Below are 18,659 nucleotides of genomic sequence, written 5' to 3'. Positions count from 1 at the left end.
CCGGCTTATCTCAACGGAGTTTGAACTTGACCTCGCGGTCCCAGCGCTCGCGCCATTCCGCGGCATCCTGGCCGATGGAGCCGTAGTCGAAGGGAATGGAGGTCGCGGCAAGTTCCGCGTTCAGCAGCGGATCGTTCTTCTGCTCGTCATCGAGCGTGGCGTTCTTCACCAGCGATACCGCAAAAGTAAGCTTTGAATAACGCCCGGCATTGGCTGGCGACATCAACGCGTTGATCAGGTCCTCGCAGACGGCTTTCTGCGCGGGATTCACGCCCTGGACCATGCTGAGATACAGCGGAAAGCCGATCGTGCCTTCCTTCGGAATGGCGAAGCCGAGGGGAGCGCCTTCGCGGATCCAGACATAGGACAGGCCCGAGAACCAAGGGGCCATCCATGCATCGCCTGAGACAAGGAGGTTCTTGACGGCATCATTGGAGTCCACGAGAGCGCGGAAATTCTTGGCGTTCTCCGACCAGACCTTGAAGCCGGGGTCGATATTGTCTTCGCCGCCGCCGTTCAGCCGTGCTGCAATCACGAGCATGCGGTTGTCATAGTCGAACATCGTGATGCGGCCCCTGTTCTTGGGGTCCCACATGTCGGCCCATGTCGTCGGCGGTTCCTTCACGACATTCTTGTTATAGAGAATGCCGATGCCGGACATCATATAAGGCGTGCCCTTGTTATCGGGGCGGGCGTATTTCGGTTCGATATTGGCCAGATTCGTCACGCGTTTCGGGTCGAGAGGGGCCCATAGACCCTCGACATCACCCTTGGTGATCGAATCGACGTTAAAGAACCCGCAATGAACCAGCGGCTTGTCCGGTGTGGTGCGATAGGCCGCGACCATCTTGGGATAAGTGATCGTATTATTCGATTCCAGGATGTTGATCTTAACATCCGGATGATCTTTCCGATATTTCTCGATGACTTCAGTCGGCACGATGCCCTGGTTCGAACCGGCCCAGATGAAAAAAGTGATTTCCGTGGGCTCGGCGCTTTTGGCCGGATATGTGAGCAAGCCGATGCCGAGCGCGGCGCTGGCCATCGCGATGATGCGAGACACCTTCATTCCCCGTCCCCTCTGTTATGGGTGACTGTGATGTCAGTCCGTTACGCTTTGCGTAAAAATAGTTGCGTGTTATTGCGGAATGCGAAAATGATATGTCGATTGATGACGGTCGTCAATGTGGTGATGGAGACGATCTGCGCATATAACGTGAGCGGACCGCCGAAAATTTGAGCGTGGCAAAATAGGAGCCCGGAGTGCCCGGACCATTGGACAAACTGGACCGGCGGATCGTCGCCGCCCTGGCCCGTGATGGGCGACGGACCTTTCGGGATATCGCGCGCGAGCTCGATATTTCCGAGGGAACAGTGCGGTTCCGCGTGACGCGACTACAGGAAGAGGGGCTCATCCGCGTGACGGCGGTCGGTAGTCCGCTCGCACTCGGCGTCGAGGTCTATGCGATGATCCTGATCCGCGTTAAGCCGGGACATGTGAAGGAGGCGGGGATGATCCTCTCCTCCTATCCCAATGTGCGCTTTGTGGGGTCCGCCTTCGGATCGGTCGATCTGTTCATCCAGACGCTGCACCGCGATACTCGCGACCTTCACCGCTTCGTCAGCGAAGAGCTGCCGCAGCGCATTCCGGCGATTACCAGCATAGAAACCTGCCAGCTCGCCGAGGTTCTCAAGAGCACGTGGACCTGGGGCGACTGGTTTGAATATCTCGATGGGGCGGACGCTGCCCGCGAGCCGCTGCAGGAGGCGGCTGAGGCCTGACGTTCCACGCGTTTCCCATTCTTCATGGCAAGGGTTCAGCGATGCCATCACGCGCGCCAGCTTTCACCACGCGCCCTGAGATCGAAGGCAGTTTCGGTGTGGTGACATCGACGCACTGGATCGCGACCGCCGTCGGGATGTCGATGTTGGAGCGCGGCGGGAACGCGTTCGATGCCGGGGTGGCGACGGCGTTCACCTTGCAGATCGTCGAACCGCATCTTAACGGGCCGGGCGGCGACACGCCGATCATCGTCCACGACAGCCGCTCCGGGCGCACCGACGTCATTTGCGGGCAGGGGCCCGCGCCGGCAGCGGCGACGATCGAGGCGTTCGAGCAGATGGAGCTCGATCTCGTGCCCGGCACCGGGCTGCTTGCAGCCTGCATCCCCGGCTCATTCGATGCATGGATGCTGTTGCTGCGGGACTATGGCACGCTGCGTTTGGCGGAGGTTCTTGCGCCGGCTATCTACTACGCGGAACACGGCGTGCCTGTCATTCCCCGGATCGCCGCCGGCATCGCCTCCGTCGCCTCCCTTTTTCGTGAGCATTGGCCGAGCTCGGCTGAAGTCTTCCTGCCCAACAATGCGGTGCCGAAGGTCGGCGAGTTCTTCGCCAACACGTCCTTGGCGCGCACCTATGCCCGCGTTCTCCGCGAGGCCGCGGGCGGCAGCCGTGAGCAGGAGATCGAGCGTGCGCGGCGCGTGTGGAGCCAGGGCTTCATCGCCGAGGCCATCGATCGGTTTTGCCGGACGGAGCGGGTATTCGACGTGTCGGGCCGCCGCAATCCCGGCCTGCTGACAGGGCAGGACATGGCAGGGTGGCAGGCCCATGTGGAGGAGCCGGTCAGCTACGACTACGGCCGTTACACGGTGTACAAGACGGGGCCCTGGAGCCAGGGGCCGGTGCTTCTCCAGCAACTGGCCTTGCTGGCCGGATTCGGGCTTGACGGCCTCGATCCCAGCGGTGCGGATTTCATCCATCTGCAAGTCGAGGCGGCGAAGCTCGCCTTCGCCGATCGCGAGTCCTTCTATGGCGATCCGGATTTTACTGCGGTGCCGCTGGAGGTCTTGCTATCGGCGGACTACAATGCTGCGCGCAGGACGTTGATCGGCGAGCATGCATCCCTCGCGCTTCGTCCCGGCCAGGTGGGGGAGCTCGGACGGCCCATTCCCGTCGTCGCGCATGCTGCCGTTCCTGCCGCAGTCGAGGGGGCCGGGGAGCCGACCCTGGCGGACCTTCCCGCCGAACGTGGGGATACGGTGCATTTCGATATCATCGACCGCGACGGCAACATGATCTCGGCCACGCCGAGCGGTGGCTGGCTCCAGAGTTCGCCCGTCATTCCGGGGCTTGGCTTTCCGCTCGGCACGCGCGCGCAGATGTTCTGGCTCCAGCGTGGCCTGCCGAATTCACTCGCGCCGGGAAAACGGCCGCGCACGACGCTGACGCCGTCATTCGCGATGCGTGACGGCGAGCCTTGGCTCGCCTGGGGTACGCCGGGGGGCGACCAGCAGGACCAGTGGAACCTGCAGTATTTCCTGCGGGTCGTCCATGGCGGCATGAACCTGCAGCAGGCCATCGATGCGCCGGCCTGGCACAGCGAGCATTTTCCGGCGTCGTTCTGGCCCCGTCAGGCCGAACCCGGGCTGCTCGTGGTCGAGGAGAATGTGCCTTCGGCGACGATCGACGAACTCCGGGCAAGGGGTCATGTGGTGCGCGTTGGCCCGGCCTGGAGCGAGGGGCGCTTGTCCGCGGCCTCGCGCGAGGGCCGGCACCTGCGGGCGGCCTCGGGCCCCAGGGGCATGCAAGGGCTGGCCATTGGCCGTTGAGGCGAGGAAACCATGCGCGCGGCGTTCTTTGACAGCTTTGGCTCTCCCGATGTCCTGACAATAGGTGACATCCCGAAGCCGGACTTGCGCCCCGGCGAGGTGCTGATGCGCGTCGCAACCTCCGGGATCAATCCATCGGATGTCAAACGCAGGGCCGGCTGGGGCGGCGCGGCGTGGCCCGGCCACAGGATCGTCGCACATTGTGACGGCGCGGGTGAGGTTGTCGCCGCGGCCGATGCGGTCGGACAGCCCTGGGTCGGTCGCCGCGCTTGGCTGTGGAGCGTTCCGGGCCGAACCTTTCTGCGTCCAACGATTGAATATGGGACCGCTGCGGAATGGCTTGCGGTGCCGGTCGCCAATCTTGCACCGCTTCCGGACGGGGTGGATTACCGCGTCGGGGCCTGCCTCGGCGTTCCCGCCATCACGGCGCATTTTGCCGTCTTCGCGGACGGGCCCGTTGCCGGCAAAACAGTCCTTGTGCAGGGGGGCGGAGGCGCGGTCGGCGAGCTTGCGGTCCAGATGGCGAGCGCCGCGGGCGCACAGGTGATTGCGACAGCGCGTTCAGATGCGCGCGCGGCAATCGCCCGCGCGGGCGGGGCGGAGTGCGTGATCGACACGCGCGCCGCGGATGCTGATGAGGCCGTGTTGGCCGCCTGTCCAGACGGGATCGACAGGCTGATCGAGGTCGATTTTGGAGCGAACATCGATTTCGACATGCGCGTCATTGCGACCGGCGGAATGATCGTCAGCTATTCGTCGACGAGCCAGCCCAACCCCGTGATTCCCTATTACGCTCTCCAGCGAAAAGCTGCCCTGATCCGGCTCGTGTCGAACTATATCCTGTCGCCGCAAAGTATTGGTGCGGCGGTCGACCACATAACAACCATGCTTGAGGCGGGCAGCTTGCGCCCGACGATTGCTACGGACATGCCGCTCGCGGCCATTGCCGATGCCCATCGAGCCCAGGAAAAGGGCATGAGCGGCAAGATCGTCCTGCAATGCTCCGAATGAAGGGTCCGGTCGATCGTCTCCCGCGGCCCCGAACAAGTCCGCTTGTTGCGGGCCAATCGCTTTTCAATACACAATCGGCGAACGCATGGCGGTAGATGGGATCGGACGATCCCATCCACGCGGGTCAGCTCCGGGATTGCGGCCGCGTCCCCAAGAGATAATGGCATCGGTTTCCGATCGTCAGGCCTTGGCCAGGCGGCGGGCCTCATCCGCCGACTTCTTGATCGCCTCGGCGATGCCCGTGCGACCCATCATGGCCTCCTGGAACTGGGCCATCATGAAGAGCTCCCACTCCGCGTACCATGCGGTCTTGGTCGCCTGGCGCAGACGGGACAGGCGCGAGAGTTTCTGGAAGTCGCCGTCATCGCCGCCGGTCATCTTGGCGACGAGCTCCTTCACCGCCGCGTCCTGATAGAGGGCGGGATAGGGGGAGCGGCCCCCCTCGCCGAGCAGGCGCTCCCGCGGCAAGGTGAACTGTCCGTCCTTGTCGGTTCCGGCGTAGTATTTGAGAATATTCCACGCGTGATCCGGATTTCTTGTCGTTGCCGCGAGGCCGACGCTATGAGCGTAGCTGACCGTTGCAATGCATTCCGGACCGAGGCCAGGCACCAGTGCCATCTTGATTCGTCCGGCGACTTTTGAATCCGGCCAGACGTTGAATTCCGCCAGGGCATACTGGGCCATGTAGCCGAATTTGACGATGCCCGTGCGAATGCCGGTGCGTGACGCGCCCCAGTCACGTTGCATATCCTCCTGGCCGACGATCTTCCATTCGTTGAGCGCCGCGGCGTACCACTCCAGGATCGCCTTCAGCGGATTGTCGGCCTTGTCGAAAACGGGTTGATTCTCGGCGTCGAACATGTCCCCGCCGGAGGCGTACACGGTGGCCCACAGGCTCCAGAAGTTGCCGGGCTGACGCTTCATGGCGAGACTAAGCGGAAACTCGTCGATGCCTGCCTTCTTGATGGCGAGCATCTGGGTTTTGAGTTCATCGAGATTGCGCGCGGGCTTGTCGAAGCCGGCCTTGTGCAATGTGTCCTCATCATAGGCCAGGCCGAAGGCATCGCTTAGATAGGGCAGGCCATAGACCTTGCCGTCGACGCCCTTGACCCCTTCTCGCGCCGCCGGTGTGGCTGCCGCGAGGAGTGCATCGAGGCCGGGGGTGCCATCGAGGGGTTTGAGCCATCCGCTGTCGGCCCAGGCGGCGATTTCACTTTCCGGAAGTTGAACGATGTCGAGCGGAGCCTGCGAAATGAATTCCGCAATCATGCGGTCGCGGTAGCGGGAATAGGGTGTGCTCACCCATTCGATGGAAAGGCCAGGTGTCGCGTCGAGATAGCGATTGAGGCCCGGGATGTCGGCGGCCGGATAGCGCTCCCAGGCGCGCATCTGCAGGGTTGTCCCGCCACGCTTGAGGGAGGCGGGCGCGTTGCGGTCCTGGGCATTGGCCCGATGCGCCAGGGCAAGTGCCCCACCGGCGGCGGCAATCTGGATCAGCCGGCGGCGTGACAAAGGCCTCCGTGGATCGTGATACATGGGCTCCTCCCAAATAGACGAGTCATTGTGATTTATCGTTGGAATGCAGGCGCCGGCCGGCCGCGGCCGGGCCGGAGATGGTTCTGATCTGCGCGGTGAGTTCGCGGGGCATCTCAAACAGTTCCGGCCGCAGATCCCGCAACAGGTCGACGCGATGCAGCACCTTGGCGATATGGGCATGCATGACGGCCGCCGCCTCATCCGGCGTGCCGGCTGCAATCGCCGCAACAAGCTGGCGATGCTCCTCGACGATCGGCGCGAGGGGGTAAGTGCTCGCGCGTGTCAGATGGGCGATACGCACGCGGTCCAGATGCACCTTCGCGTTCTGCACCACGCTCCAGACGCTGGGAACACCGGCAATGGTCATGATCTCCAGGTGGAAGGCATCGTTCAGCGCGAAGAAGGTGCTTTCGTCCGCGACAGCCAGCGCGGCCGTGTGCGCGTCGACATGCTGGCGCAGGCGGGCCACGTCGGCCGGCCCGGCGAGCCGGGCCGCCTCAGCAGCGGCGGCGCATTCAAGTGAGGAGCGGACGAAGTAGGCCGAGCGGAACTCGTCGAGATCCAGCGGCGCGACAACGGTGCCGCGTTGCGGAAACACGAACAGCAGCCGGTCGCGCTCGAGCCTCTGGATGGCTTCGCGAACGGGTGTGCGGCTAGCGCCGAGTTCACGGGCCAGCGCATTCTCGGAAATAGTGCTCCCCGGCTCGAGCGTGAGGTCGAGAATAGCACCGCGAATGGCACGGTAGACCTCCTCCGAAACGGAGGCCGATGCGGGTGTCTGGAGGGGGGTGGCGATCATGGCTGTGTTTTAGCACGTGAAAAATAAGCATACAAGATTATTTGTGTTCTTGCATACAAGTATGCGTGGCGCTAGCTTCCTTGCGGTGTATCCCTTCCCGATGGACAATCGCATGCCTGATGCTGCCGCCCTTCGCTCGGCGCTCGTTGCCGCCAATCCTGCCCTCAGCCGGTTCAATCCGCTGCCGCGCATCCTCTTTCATGACGATTTCGACTGCGGCGTGAACGGCTGGTGCGAACTCATCGGCAACCATGACGGTGATCTCGATCATGTGCGCACGGTCCTTGCCGATATGCGTCCGCCGCAGCTCAGCACATGTTCGTTCTTCGACATCGGGACGCATGGTCCGCTAAGCGGGACCTATGCCCTGAAGCTTGCCACGCGACCGCGGCCCAATCATATGGCGCTTGCCATCAAGCGCGCGACGTCGGTCAAGTCCGGCCTCGTGCAATTCGAGACCTATTTCTGCTTCAAGGCGGAGCAGTGGATCGGCGCGAGGCCCGACCATCAGGTGTCCGATGGTAATGTGGATCCCAGCGTCTATGATTTCGGCGATTTCACGATCGGAAACGACGTCTGCGACCGCGAATACGGCCGGCGTTATCATTGCTCTCTGCGCTATCAGAACACGAATGCGTCCGGAGAGCTTACGCGGAAGTGGCTTTACAAGACCTCCGTGCAGACAACGACCTTGATGGAGAAGAGCGGGGGTGCGCCCGTCCAGGACTATCACGTGGCGCATCCCGACGACTGGGCGGATGTGCCCGACGGCCAGCAGGCCCTGTGCTACAACGAAGTGCCGACCAAGTTGAATTGGCACTATCTCCGCTATCTGTTCGATACGGAAGCCGGGCGCAATGTGGAGCTTCAGGTCAACGACAAGATCATGGACCTCCGCGCCATTCCGGTGCCACGTTTCGAGCATGGATACTGGGGCCTGGAGCGCCTGCTCAACTTCACCATCGATGTGAAGACCCATAGGGCTGTCCGCAACTTCCTGTTCCTCGATTCGGTCCTCGTCTCCGTCGATTGGTGATTCCGATGCTCCCTCGCGCTTTCACGGCCGTTATCGAACGCAATGTTCCGCTATCGGGCGATTTCCAGACCGAGCCCTATGAAACCGCCTGGGCGGCGGAGGCCCGTTGGTTCATCCATGTGCTTGAAGCCGATGCGGGCGCCACCCTGGCGGTCAGGGCCGATATCTCCCCGGAGGGGCTGACCTGGTGCCCGCACGAGGCGGGACCTGTCACGCTGGACCGGGCAGGGCTGCTGTCGCTGCCCTTGAGTCATGTCGGGCCCTGGCTCCGGCTCAACGGCCGGGTGGACGGTCCGGACGGCGCCCGGATGAAGGCCATCATCTACCTCACGTTGCGAGGCTGAGCATGGCGGTCAAGGGCGAGCATCCGTTTCCAGCATTGGCCAGATCGACAAACGCCCAGCCCGGGAAGATGTGGAGCCTCGCGCGGGCACGCTCCGGTCCGGGACGATGGGTGGCGCCACGCGAGCCCCAGCCCTTCCTGTTCTTTGCTCTCAACACGCCGGCCATCCTGCTGCTGCTGGCTTTTGTTCTCTACCCGATCATCTATTCGTTCCTGCTCTCCCTGCACCAGTATAACCTGTGGCAGCCGGCGCGATTTCGTTTCATCGGGCTTGATAACTACATATCCATACTCGGCAGCGAGCAGTTCTGGAGAGCCGCACAGACGACGGCGCTCTTCTCGCTCGGCTCGATCACCATGACGATCGTCCTCGGAACGCTGTTGGCCCTGCTCCTCAACGAGGTCTTTCCCGGCCGGGCGCTGCTGCGCGCCATCATCCTCATTCCCTGGGCGGTCCCGCCAGTGGTCAACGGCCTCATCTGGCAGTGGCTGCTCGATGGGCGCTACGGGCTCATCAACGCCGTGCTCGTTGGCGCCGGCGTGCTCGATGACTATCGCTCCTGGCTCACGGACGTGAACACGGCGATGCCGGCGCTGATCGTCGCGCAGGCATGGAATCACATTCCCTTCGTCTCGCTCGTTGTTCTGGCAGCCCTCCAGACGATACCGGACGAACTCTATGAGGCGGCCCGGATGGATGGCGCCAACGTGTTTCAGCGCTTCGCGGCGATTACCCTGCCGTGGTTGAGCCATTCGCTCCTGCTCGTGCTGATCACGCAGACCATGGTGGCCCTGCGGACCTTCGATATCATCTACGTCTTGACCGGCGGCGGACCCGGCGACAGCACGACGGTGCTGGCGTGGCTGACCTATGTCACGACGTTCAACTTCGCGGATTTCGGACGCGGCAATGCCTATGCCTATCTGATCGCGCTGACGACTTTCGCTCTGTCGATCATCTACATCAGGCTTTTGTGGAAGCGCGGGGAGTTGGCCCGATGATCTCTCGCCGGACAGACATCCTGCGAACCTGCGGCCTCATGACGGCGGCCGCGCTCTTCTTCCTGTTCATGTTCACGCCCGTGTATTGGATGGTCGCGACCAGTCTCATGACGGAGGCGGAGATGCTGGCGGTGCCGCCTCATTTCATTCCGCAGGCGCCGACACTGCGCAACTATGCGACCATTTTCGGCATCGGCGATCCGGAATACATCGCCTTCGCGCAGAACAGGGCGCCGGCCGTCTTCGATATCTTTCCCGCGATGATCAACAGCCTGACCGTCGGCTTGTGCGTCGCGCTCGCCAACCTGCTGATCGCATCGCCTGCGGCCTATGCCTTCTCGCGCCTCAACGTCAGGCGGTCGTTGCCGCTGCTGATGGTTTATCTCGGCAGCCGCATGCTTCCCCCCATCATGCTTGTGGTGCCGATGTTCCTGCTGATGCGCAATTTCGGCCTCATCGATACCCCGCTCTCCCTCATCGCGGCCTATTGCATTCTGACGGTGCCGTTCTCAATCTGGCTGCTGCAGGCTTATTTCAAGACGATGCCCGTCGAATTGGAAGACTCAGCCGTCATCGATGGGGCGACACGCTGGCAGACCATGCGCTATGTGGTCTTGCCGCTGGCCCGTCCTGGATTGACCTGCGTTGCCATCCTCGCATTCATGGCCTCATGGAGCGAATTTCTCTTTGCGGTCGTCTTCACCAAGACGACAGCCAGCAAGACGCTTCCCGTCGTCACCGCGAGCTTCGTCGATACGGCATCAATCCAGTTCGACTATGTCATGACCGCCGGCGTTCTCACGGCGTTGCCGCCATTCCTGCTTGCGCTGATCTTTCAGCGTTACATCGTCGGTGGATTGGCCGCCGGCGCCGTGAAGGGGTGACGGGGAGGCTGACGGCCGCCCCCTTGATCCCATCACGCCGCCACGCACTTTGTCCGTGGATGCGGGATCGTTTCCGGCATGCCCCTCGGCTTGGCCGTTGCCGCGCTTGCGACCCCCACTGCGGAAGGTCTGTGATGATCGATTGCCACCTCCATTGCTGGACGCCTGGCGATGGCTTCCCCGTCAGGATCCGCCAGCGCTTTCCGCGGCTCGATCGGGCGTTCGGGCTGGCAGATGCGGCGCCCCTATGCCGGGATGCCGGGGTGTCCGGTGTCGTGCTCGTGTCGTCGGCGCAGGATGCGGACGAGACGGAGCGGCTCTTTGCCGAGGCGCGGCGCGGCGCCTTGCCCGTCGCCGGCATCGTGGGCTTTCTCGACCCGGCCACGGACGATGTCGAGGCGCGTCTCGACCGCTGGATGAGCAACGCGCTCTTTGCAGGTTTGCGGCTGCCTTTGCCGGTGATGCCGCCCGGCTGGCTCGATGCGCCCGACACGCAAATCCTGCTCGATCGCCTGATGCGGCGCGATCTCATCGTCGAAATTCTCGCGAGGCCGGGGCACTTGCCGGAGGTCTTCGATACGCTCCGGCGACGTCCCGCATTACGCGCCATCATCGATCATGCCGCCAATCCGCCGGTGGCGAGCGGCGTCTTGTTCCCATGGGCCGGCTGGATGGAGCGGCTGGCCCGTGAGACCTCTGCGGTCTGCAAGGTCTGCGACTTCCATGAGGCAGGGGAGGCAGGGCTTGCGGATGAAGCGATCCTGCCGTTCCTCGGCCATCTCCTGAACGTCTTCGGGCCGGGGCGGCTTATCGCCGGCTCGAACTGGCCGGTCGCCTCGCTTCATGGCGGTTACGGCGACAGTTTCCTGCGTTTGCAGCGCCTTATGCGGCGCTTGGACCTCGACGCGGCCGGGCGTGCGGCGATCCTCGGCACGACGGCGCGCACGCTGTTTCCGGCGGCCGGGGCAGTTGCGCGTCTGTGAGTGCGGCTGCCGAACTTTACCAGCTCCGTCCCGCAGCGCAGAGACCCGTCAGATTTCCGACGCGACGGCAAGGCCATAGAGACGCGCTGCGTTGTCGCAAAGAATGGCACGCTGTTCGCCCTCGCTCAAGTCAGCCACCGCCGCGCGGATGGAGCGGACAAGACTGGGATAATCTGTCCAGAGCTTCTCGATCGGGAAATTCGAACCCCACAAGCAGCGCTCCGCACCGAAGATCGCGACGGTTTCCGCGGTGATTTCGGCGATGAGCGCGGCGTCATTGCGATGGACGAAGGTCCCGAGGCCGGAGAGCTTGGTCGCGACATTGGGACAATCCGCAAGCCGTCGCATGCCATCCCGCCAGCGGGCTTTGCCGGCATCTGAAAGATCTTCCAGCATGCCGGCGTGCTCGAGGACGAAGGTGATGTCCGGGAGTGCCGCGGCAAGCCGTGCGCCGGAGGCCATCTGGGACGTGAAGATCTGCAATTCGAAAAGCCAGCCGTGGTCGGCAAGCCTTGCCAGATTGCGCCGGAAGCGTGGATCATCGGCAATGTCAGGCCGATCCGCGAAACGATACAGCGTCTTCTCATGCCAATGAATCTGCTGACGGATCCCGCGGACACGTGGAAAACGGGCCTGGGCCGCGAGCAGGGTCACGACCTCATCGTCGAGGAAATCCGCGTAGCCGACGATAGCCTGCGGCCAGCCGGTGCGCGCCGCCTCCGCATCGACCCATTCGACTTCGGCGAGGGCACCGCCCGGCGGCCAGTTGGTCTGCACATAGACCGAGGCCACGACCCCCGTCCCTGCGATGTCCGTCAGATATTCGTCGATCGGGTAATCCCGCTTGATCGGCGCGTAGTCCCCGAAGATGCGGGGCTGGCTTGGGCCCTGCAGCCAGGTGAGGTCCTTCTGCCGCCAGATATGATGATGGGCGTCGACGATGGGCAGGGTGTTCGCTGGCGCTGACATGGGTTGCTCACATCAGGTGATCGAGGATTTCGGGGTTCTGCAGCAGCGTCTCGGCATTGTCGTGATAGCGGACGGCGCCTGTTGCGAGAATATAGATGCGATCGGCCACCGAGCAGGTGAGTTTGGCATTCTGCTCGAACAGCGCGACCGTCAGGCCCTCCTCGCGCAGGCGCCTGAGCGCGCGTCCGATCTCGCCGATGACGATCGGCGCCAGGCCAAGCGATGGCTCGTCGAGGATGAGGAGCCTGGGGTCGGCCATGAGGCCGACCGATACGGCGACCATCTGCTGCTGTCCGCCGGAGAGCGTACCGACCGCCTGCCAGCGGCGCTCCTTGAGAATGGGAAACAGCTCAAAGCAGCGATCGAGGTTGCGATCCCGCCGCGCGCGGTCGCCTATGGCATCGGCGCCGATGACGAGGTTCTCCTCAACCGACATGCGGGGGAACAGCCCGCGCCCCTCCGGCACGATCGACAGGCCACGGGTGATGCGTTGGTAGGGCGGAACGGCGAGCAGGTCTTGTCCATCAAAGGTGATCGCACCGGTCTTCGGCGCCACCAGCCCACCGATCGCCTTGACCACGGAGGATTTACCGGCGCCGTTGGGACCAACAATTCCGACGATTTCTCCGGCACCGACATTCATCGCCAGGTCATCGACCGCGAGAAAAGGGCCGTAGCGGATAGTCAGGTTAGCAACCTCAAGCATCTCCGCCCCCCAGATACCGATCGATCACCCGCTGGTCCGCAAGAATCTCCGCGGGGGCACCTTCCGCCAGCTTCTCGCCAGCGAGCAGCACGACGACCTTGTCGGCCAATTCGCGGATCACCTTCATCGTATGCTCGATGATGAAGATCGTGCTGTGTGCTTTCAGCTCCGCAAGAAGCGCGATCATTGCCCTGACCTCGCTGGAGGACAGACCGCCGACGGGTTCGTCCAGCATGATGAGCTTCGGTTGTTGCACAAGGCGCATCATGAGTTCGAGCCGGCGCTGCTCATCGAGCGAAAGACTGCCGGCCTGTGTCTGGAAGCGATGGGCAATTCTCAGCCAGTCGGCGAGCTCCGCGTAGCGCTCCGGCGACACCGGATCGACGGCATCGACCATCGCGATCGCGATGTTCTCCGCCACGGTGAGTTCGCCAAAGATCCGCACGGCCTGGTAGGTCCGCGTGAGACCCACCCTGGCGAGCTCGAAAGGCTTCCGTGCCGTTATGGCCCGGCCGCTGAAGCCGACACTGCCGGAATTAGGCTTGAGATGGCCCGTAATGCAATTGACGAAGGTCGTCTTGCCCGAGCCGTTCGGACCGATCATCCCCAATGTCTCGCCGCTATACTGGGTCAGATCGATGCTGCGCAGGGCGACGACACCGCCGAAGCGCTTCGACAAGCTTCTGACGTCGAGAAGGACATCGCTCATGCCGCCCTCCTCGGGTCGAGCCGACGCGCGGGGATGTCCTGCGCGACTGCCGCTTTCGGCACCTTGCGCCTGAAGCCGCTCGCGAGGCCTCCCGGCATGAGGATGGTGACCGCAATGATCAGGACGCCATAGAGGATATCCTTCACGGTATAGTAATCCTGCAAAAGGAACGGAATGGGCGCCAGCAGCATCGCGCCGAATACCGGACCCCAGATCGTTCCGCGGCCGCCGAACGCAACCATCAGCCAGATATTCATCGAGATCAGCACATCGAACGACCGCGGCGATATGAAGCCGATATAGGGAGCGTAGAGCGCGCCGCCGACACCCGCATAGAGGGAGCCTATGAAGAAGGCGGCCAGTTTCTGGTAGGTGACGTTGATGCCGAGCGTCTCTGCAAGGCCGTCGTCCTCGCGTATCGCCGCAAGGCGGCGCCCAAAGGGCGAGCGTACGATCAGCATCAGAACCGCAATGCCGATCGCGGCCATGACGGCAATGACGATTTCATAGCCGAGGCCGGTGAGCTCCCCGCCGCCGGGGATCGAGGGACGCGGTATTTGTGAGATGCCGGTGTCGCCGTTCGTGATGCTGGCGAAATAAACGAAGCCGAGCGTGATAACGGTCTGGATGACGAGCGAGCACAGCGTGAAGTAAAACCCCTTAAGCCGGAGAGACGGCAGTCCGAGGATCGTGCCGGCGACAGACGCCGCGAGCGTCCCGACAGGCAAGGCCAGCCAGAACGACCAGCCGATCGATGTAAGGTTCACCACGAAATAGGCGCTGATACCGGCAAGACCCGCGAACATCAGCGGCATGAGCCCTGTGTAACCATAGAGCAGGTTCATGCCGGTCGCCCACAGGATGTGAAGCAGCGTCATGCCGGCGACAAAGGCGAGATAGCGGTTGCCCGAAAGAAGTGTGGGCACCAGCACGGCGGCCACGGTGAAGGCGGCAAGGGGCCAGTGAACCGCAAGGCCGCGCGGTGTGTTTTCGGCAGGCATAGCCGTCATCGTGCGAAAACCCCCGAGGGCTTGAAAAGCAGGATCAGCAGCATCGCGCCGAGATAGGAAAAGGCCGCGATGGTGGGACTTGCGAAAATCGAGACGATCGCCTGCGTGAAGCCGAATACCATGCCGACCACGACGGCACCCAGCACGGAGCCGGGCCCGCCGATGATCATGATGGCGAAGGCCGTGATCGCCATCGTCCAGGCGACGGTGAGATCGAAGGAATAGGCGAGTGCAAAGAGGACGCCGCCGGCGAAAATCACCGCATTGCCGAGGATGAAGGACAGGCTGTAGATGGCTCGGACGTTGACGCCGCGCAATGTGGCCGCCTCCCGGTTCTGGAAGACGGCGCGCAGCGCCCGGCCATAGCGGTGGAAACGCAGGAGGATGAAGAGCGCGGCGAGGATGGCCAGGGCGATCGCCAGAACCATGAGCCGGTTGTTGGCGATGGGGAAGGGGCCGATCAGCGTGATGCCGCCGACAAGCGGCGGGAGCTGGAACTGATCGCTCCAGCGCCCGTAGGTGATCGCATAGATCCCTGCGAGGATCTGCGTGATGCCGAGGCTCAGGACAAAATAGGAAATATTGCGGTTCGGCACGTCGTAGAAACGACGGATCAGCAGTATTTCGAGAATATACGAGAGCGGTACGGACAGGCCGATCACGAGGAGCGCGGCGACCCAGGGACTGAGCCCCCAGCCGACCGTCATCGTCCAGCCGAAGAGTGCCGCCAGAACGAAGAACTGTCCATTGGCGGCATTCGGCATCCAGATGCTGCCATAGACGATCGTCACGCCCGCCGCGACCAGGGCGAAGATCGCGCCGAGTATAAGGCCTGTTGAGAGCGTTGACAGAAGAATGATCAGGTTGGCGTTAGACATTGCCCCATCCAACATGGTCCGTGATACGCAGTCCCGCGCGCATCGTCGCGGGATCCAGCGTCCGGTGGACGCCACCGGCTATCGTGCCGGCGGCGCGGCGATCACTTCACGAGTGTATAGACAGGGATGACTTCCGGATCCCATTCCGTATAGAAGGTCTGCTTGGCCTTATAGCTCTTCTCGCCGACGTCCTGGATCTGCATGAAGTAGATATACTCCTTGCGCGCGCCATTCTTGTCGAACTCGATCGGGATGCCCGACGTCGTCTCCTTGGTCTTCAAGGCCGACATCGCATCGCGGAATTTCTCACGGTCATCGGCGACATCGGGGTTCTTGTCGATCACTTCGCGAATGACATTCGCGGTGACGTAGCAGAAATTCTCGACATAGGAGGGAGGACGCCCGTTCTGCGCGGTGAACTGTTCGACGAAGGTCTTTCCTTCGGTGGTCAAGGCGTCGAGATTGGAATCGAAGAACGTGCCGTAGAACGAGCCGACGGAGCGCTTCCCCCAGTTGATGACCTGCGTGGTGATGCCGAAGGGATGGATGATCTGCTCCGGCTTGATGCCGAGGTCGAGGAGCTGATTGGTAATCGTATTGTCAAAGCCGCCAGCGCCTGAGACGAAGACATAGTCAGGCTGGGCGGCCAGCACCTGCGCCGCCTGCACGGTTGCGTCGTTGGCGCCCTGGGGAAAGACGATATCGGCGACAATATTCAGTTTGGAGAGCGGCGCCTGATATTTGAGGCCGGCCGTGATAGCCCGCATGAGCGCATAGTCGGAGTAGATCAGCGCAATTTTGGCACCCGGCTTGCGTTGCTCCACGAATTTGGCAATGGCGTAGCCCCAGCCGGCGGCGTTGGGCTCCAGACGGAAGGTATAGCGCGTGCCCGGCTTCGTGAGCTGCGGGAAGGCAGCCACGGGGGCGATGAAGGGAACCTTGTTCTGCTCGGCATAGCCATATTGGGCGAGGCCGGTGTCGGAGCTCGTCGGGCCGGAGAGGGCGAGGACCTTGTCCTGCACATCGAGTGAGCGCGAGGCGGCGACGGCTTGCGCCGGATTCGTCTGATTGTCGGTTATGACAAAGTCGATACGCCGTTTGCCGGATGTATTGATCTGTTGTTCGGCAAGTTTCAGACCCGCGACGCAACTTGTACCGAAGAACGACCATGGGCCCGTTAGTTCGGTAACGAAGCCAATCTTGACGGGAGGCTTTTCCTCGGCCTGTGCGGCCAGTGACGCGGTACCAGCGAGCAGCGCGAGCGCCACTGATCTCAGAACCATGCTCATATGTGTCTCTCCCCAGGTGGCGCCGCGCTCTTTCGGCCGGTCGCCGGTTGAAGCTGTCAGGCGGCGCGGCCCTCCCGCGTCCCCCCCAGCAGTCCGGATTCCAGCAAGACCGCGCGAATACCGGCGATTTCGTCGTTGGAAAGCTTGACAAGCGGCGGCCGCACCACCGCGCGCGGCAGCTTGCCAAGCAGTACGAGCGCCTCCTTCATGCGATTGTGCATATCGACGAAGGGCTCTGCGTAGAAGGCGCGTGCGAGCGGATGGATGCGGTCGTTCAGGCGGCGCGCCTCGGCGAGGTCGTTCGACTGGACGGCTTGGAACAGCCTGGCCTGCAGATCGGCGATGACGCTGCCCGAGCCCGACAGAAGACCGTTACAGCCCAGAACGAGCGAGGACAGGAGCCACGCACTGTTGGTGGACAGCACGTTGACGGGCCGATCGCGCCCCTGCAACGCGCGGATCGTTTCCTCATGCTGCGGCACGATCGGTGTCCAGTCCTTGATGGCGCGCAAGGTCGGAATTTCATCGGCGAGCTTGTGCAATGTCGCGAGCGGATAGCCCTGGCCGGTCGTTCGCGGATACTGGAAGGCGATGAGCGGCAGGTCGCTCGCATCGGCGATCCGGTGGAAATGCGCGAGAACCATCGCCTCGGTCTGGCCGAGCGTGAACGGCGCGGGCGGGAAAACGAGCAGGGCGGATGCGCCCCCCGCCGTGGCGCGGCGGGCGATGGCGGCGGCCTCCAGGCTGCCGTCCGCCCATATGCCGTGAACGATCGGCAGGCGGTCGCCGACGGTCTCGGCGCCGATCTCCATGATCCGGCGCTGCTCGTCGGCGCTGCAGGAGGCGACCTCGGTCGAGTGTGCGTTCAAGGTGATGGCCGAGACGCCCGCAACCGCCGCGACGTCATTGAGATGGGCCTTGAAGCTTGCCTCATCGATCGACAGGTCGTCATGGAAGGGCAGCAGCACGGCCGGGATGACGCCGGCCGGCAAGTCGTTCGCGAAACGCGGCATGTGCATCCTCCTCAAAAGCGTTGCGGGAAAGGCCCGGATCGGGCGCGGGCCTCGAGCGGCCAGATCCGGCCGAGCTGCTCGGTGGTGCGGATGAGGGCCGGGCCCCAGGCCTCAAGGTCTTCCCGCGTCGTGCGGTTGGTGGGCGCGGCGAGGCTGACGGCACCGACGCATTCGCGGCCGTCCTGGAGCGTGTCGGCCCAGATCGGCGCGGCGATCGCGCTGATGCCGATCTCGTTCTCCTCGAAGGAGCCGGCGAAGCCCCGCCGTGCCGCCTGTTCAAGATCGTCGCGGATCACCTCCGGGTCGGTCTTGCTGTACTGCGTACGCGCCTCGATGCCCTGGGCCGCGATCAGCGCCATCGCGCGTTCGATCGGCATGGTCGAAAGCCAGGCCTTGGCAATCGCGTGCGTATGGAGGCTGATCTCCAGCGAATAGTTCGGGTCGATCTGCAGCGTGCGTTTGGCGCCCGAGACGAGATGGACCCAGGTCAGCTTGTCGCCACCCGGCTCGACGACGGCGAGGCGGACGAGTTCGCCGCTCTCCTCGGCCAGCGACTTCAGAACTGCCGCGCATTGGTCGAGTAGCCGGCTGGTCTGAAGATGGCGAAGGCCGATGTTACTCACACGATAGGTCAAGTAAAAGCGCTGCACGCGATCGTCGCGCCAGATATAGCCCGCATGCTCCAGCGTATCGAGCAGCCGTACAATAATGGCCTTATTGAGCTCCAGTTCGCGCGAAATCTCGGCAAGGCTCATTCCATCGGAGGAACTGGAAAGGAGCTCGATCAGATCGAGAGCGCGCGCCACGGCAAGGATCGTATCCTCGCCAGACCGCTCCGCCGCCCGCCGCTCGCCTGCACCAACACTTCGCATCCACATGT

The 18,659-nt window shown here is 63.1% G+C and carries 19 protein-coding genes; 8 read left to right on the top strand and 11 right to left on the bottom strand.

Features of this window, described 5'->3' with window-relative positions:
- Positions 1-10 precede the first annotated feature (10 nt).
- Complete coding sequence (locus C7450_RS06040) at positions 11-1,069, bottom strand: ABC transporter substrate-binding protein (protein WP_110373503.1); 1,059 nt, start codon at positions 1,067-1,069, stop codon at positions 11-13.
- 194 nt (positions 1,070-1,263) lie between these two features.
- Here C7450_RS06040 and C7450_RS06035 point away from each other — a divergent pair, with 194 nt between their 5' ends.
- From C7450_RS06035 to C7450_RS06025, 3 genes are read left to right on the top strand one after another with little or no spacing between them, the layout of a single operon-like run.
- Positions 1,264-1,782 carry an Lrp/AsnC family transcriptional regulator gene (locus C7450_RS06035; protein ID WP_110373502.1) on the top strand — a complete coding sequence of 173 codons (519 nt, stop codon included), beginning with the start codon at positions 1,264-1,266 and terminating at the stop codon, positions 1,780-1,782.
- A 41-nt stretch (positions 1,783-1,823) separates the two neighbouring features.
- Complete coding sequence (locus C7450_RS06030) at positions 1,824-3,611, top strand: gamma-glutamyltransferase family protein (RefSeq protein WP_110373501.1); 1,788 nt, start codon at positions 1,824-1,826, stop codon at positions 3,609-3,611.
- Between the two features lie 12 nt (positions 3,612-3,623).
- The gene (locus C7450_RS06025) at positions 3,624-4,622 is read left to right on the top strand and encodes an NADPH:quinone reductase (RefSeq protein WP_110373500.1); all 999 of its coding nucleotides are present in this window, start codon (positions 3,624-3,626) and stop codon (positions 4,620-4,622) included.
- A gap of 180 nt (positions 4,623-4,802) precedes the next feature.
- On the opposite strand, the gene C7450_RS06020 is transcribed toward C7450_RS06025, so the two are convergent.
- Positions 4,803-6,158 (bottom strand): extracellular solute-binding protein, encoded by a 1,356-nt coding sequence (locus tag C7450_RS06020; protein ID WP_170147090.1) that lies wholly within the window; start codon positions 6,156-6,158, stop codon positions 4,803-4,805.
- A 22-nt stretch (positions 6,159-6,180) separates the two neighbouring features.
- Complete coding sequence (locus C7450_RS06015) at positions 6,181-6,957, bottom strand: GntR family transcriptional regulator (RefSeq protein ID WP_110373498.1); 777 nt, start codon at positions 6,955-6,957, stop codon at positions 6,181-6,183.
- A gap of 112 nt (positions 6,958-7,069) precedes the next feature.
- Here C7450_RS06015 and C7450_RS06010 point away from each other — a divergent pair, with 112 nt between their 5' ends.
- The 5 genes from C7450_RS06010 (at position 7,070) to C7450_RS05990 (ending at position 11,205) form a co-directional block, all read left to right on the top strand.
- Positions 7,070-7,993: a DUF6772 family protein gene (locus tag C7450_RS06010; RefSeq protein WP_110373773.1), complete on the top strand. Its 924-nt coding sequence runs from the start codon at positions 7,070-7,072 to the stop codon at positions 7,991-7,993.
- Positions 7,994-7,998: 5 nt separating this feature from the next.
- The gene (locus tag C7450_RS06005) at positions 7,999-8,337 is read left to right on the top strand and encodes a hypothetical protein (RefSeq protein WP_110373497.1); all 339 of its coding nucleotides are present in this window, start codon (positions 7,999-8,001) and stop codon (positions 8,335-8,337) included.
- Between the two features lie 2 nt (positions 8,338-8,339).
- Positions 8,340-9,338: a carbohydrate ABC transporter permease gene (locus tag C7450_RS06000; RefSeq protein WP_110373496.1), complete on the top strand. Its 999-nt coding sequence runs from the start codon at positions 8,340-8,342 to the stop codon at positions 9,336-9,338.
- Complete coding sequence (locus tag C7450_RS05995; protein WP_110373495.1) at positions 9,335-10,222, top strand: carbohydrate ABC transporter permease; 888 nt, start codon at positions 9,335-9,337, stop codon at positions 10,220-10,222. The genes C7450_RS06000 and C7450_RS05995 overlap by 4 nt, the downstream gene beginning before the upstream one ends.
- 134 nt (positions 10,223-10,356) lie before the next feature.
- Complete coding sequence (locus C7450_RS05990; RefSeq protein ID WP_170147089.1) at positions 10,357-11,205, top strand: amidohydrolase family protein; 849 nt, start codon at positions 10,357-10,359, stop codon at positions 11,203-11,205.
- Between the two features lie 48 nt (positions 11,206-11,253).
- On the opposite strand, the gene C7450_RS05985 is transcribed toward C7450_RS05990, so the two are convergent.
- The 8 genes from C7450_RS05985 to C7450_RS05950 all read right to left on the bottom strand — a co-directional run bounded on the left by C7450_RS05985 (position 11,254) and on the right by C7450_RS05950 (position 18,651).
- Positions 11,254-12,174, bottom strand: a complete 921-nt coding sequence (locus C7450_RS05985) for an amidohydrolase family protein (RefSeq protein ID WP_110373493.1) — start codon at positions 12,172-12,174, stop codon at positions 11,254-11,256.
- A gap of 7 nt (positions 12,175-12,181) precedes the next feature.
- A complete protein-coding gene (locus tag C7450_RS05980; protein WP_110373492.1) occupies positions 12,182-12,880 on the bottom strand; it encodes an ABC transporter ATP-binding protein in 699 nt (232 codons plus the stop codon).
- Positions 12,873-13,589: an ABC transporter ATP-binding protein gene (locus C7450_RS05975; RefSeq protein ID WP_110373491.1), complete on the bottom strand. Its 717-nt coding sequence runs from the start codon at positions 13,587-13,589 to the stop codon at positions 12,873-12,875. Before C7450_RS05975 ends, C7450_RS05980 begins: the two co-directional genes overlap by 8 nt.
- Positions 13,586-14,590: a branched-chain amino acid ABC transporter permease gene (locus tag C7450_RS05970; RefSeq protein WP_170147088.1), complete on the bottom strand. Its 1,005-nt coding sequence runs from the start codon at positions 14,588-14,590 to the stop codon at positions 13,586-13,588. Before C7450_RS05970 ends, C7450_RS05975 begins: the two co-directional genes overlap by 4 nt.
- A gap of 5 nt (positions 14,591-14,595) precedes the next feature.
- The gene (locus C7450_RS05965) at positions 14,596-15,477 is read right to left on the bottom strand and encodes a branched-chain amino acid ABC transporter permease (protein ID WP_170147087.1); all 882 of its coding nucleotides are present in this window, start codon (positions 15,475-15,477) and stop codon (positions 14,596-14,598) included.
- A 101-nt stretch (positions 15,478-15,578) separates the two neighbouring features.
- Positions 15,579-16,766, bottom strand: a complete 1,188-nt coding sequence (locus tag C7450_RS05960) for an ABC transporter substrate-binding protein (RefSeq protein ID WP_110373488.1) — start codon at positions 16,764-16,766, stop codon at positions 15,579-15,581.
- Positions 16,767-16,822: 56 nt separating this feature from the next.
- Positions 16,823-17,779, bottom strand: coding sequence for a dihydrodipicolinate synthase family protein (locus C7450_RS05955; RefSeq protein ID WP_110373487.1), 957 nt, complete (start codon positions 17,777-17,779; stop codon positions 16,823-16,825).
- 11 nt (positions 17,780-17,790) lie between these two features.
- Entirely contained in the window at positions 17,791-18,651 is an 861-nt protein-coding gene (locus tag C7450_RS05950) for an IclR family transcriptional regulator (protein WP_170147086.1), read from the bottom strand.
- Positions 18,652-18,659: the final 8 nt, after the last annotated feature.

It is taken from the genome of Chelatococcus asaccharovorans (genome assembly GCF_003201475.1).
Classification (GTDB): Bacteria; Pseudomonadota; Alphaproteobacteria; order Rhizobiales; family Beijerinckiaceae; genus Chelatococcus; species Chelatococcus asaccharovorans.
This window is presented reverse-complemented; position numbering and strand designations above follow the sequence as displayed.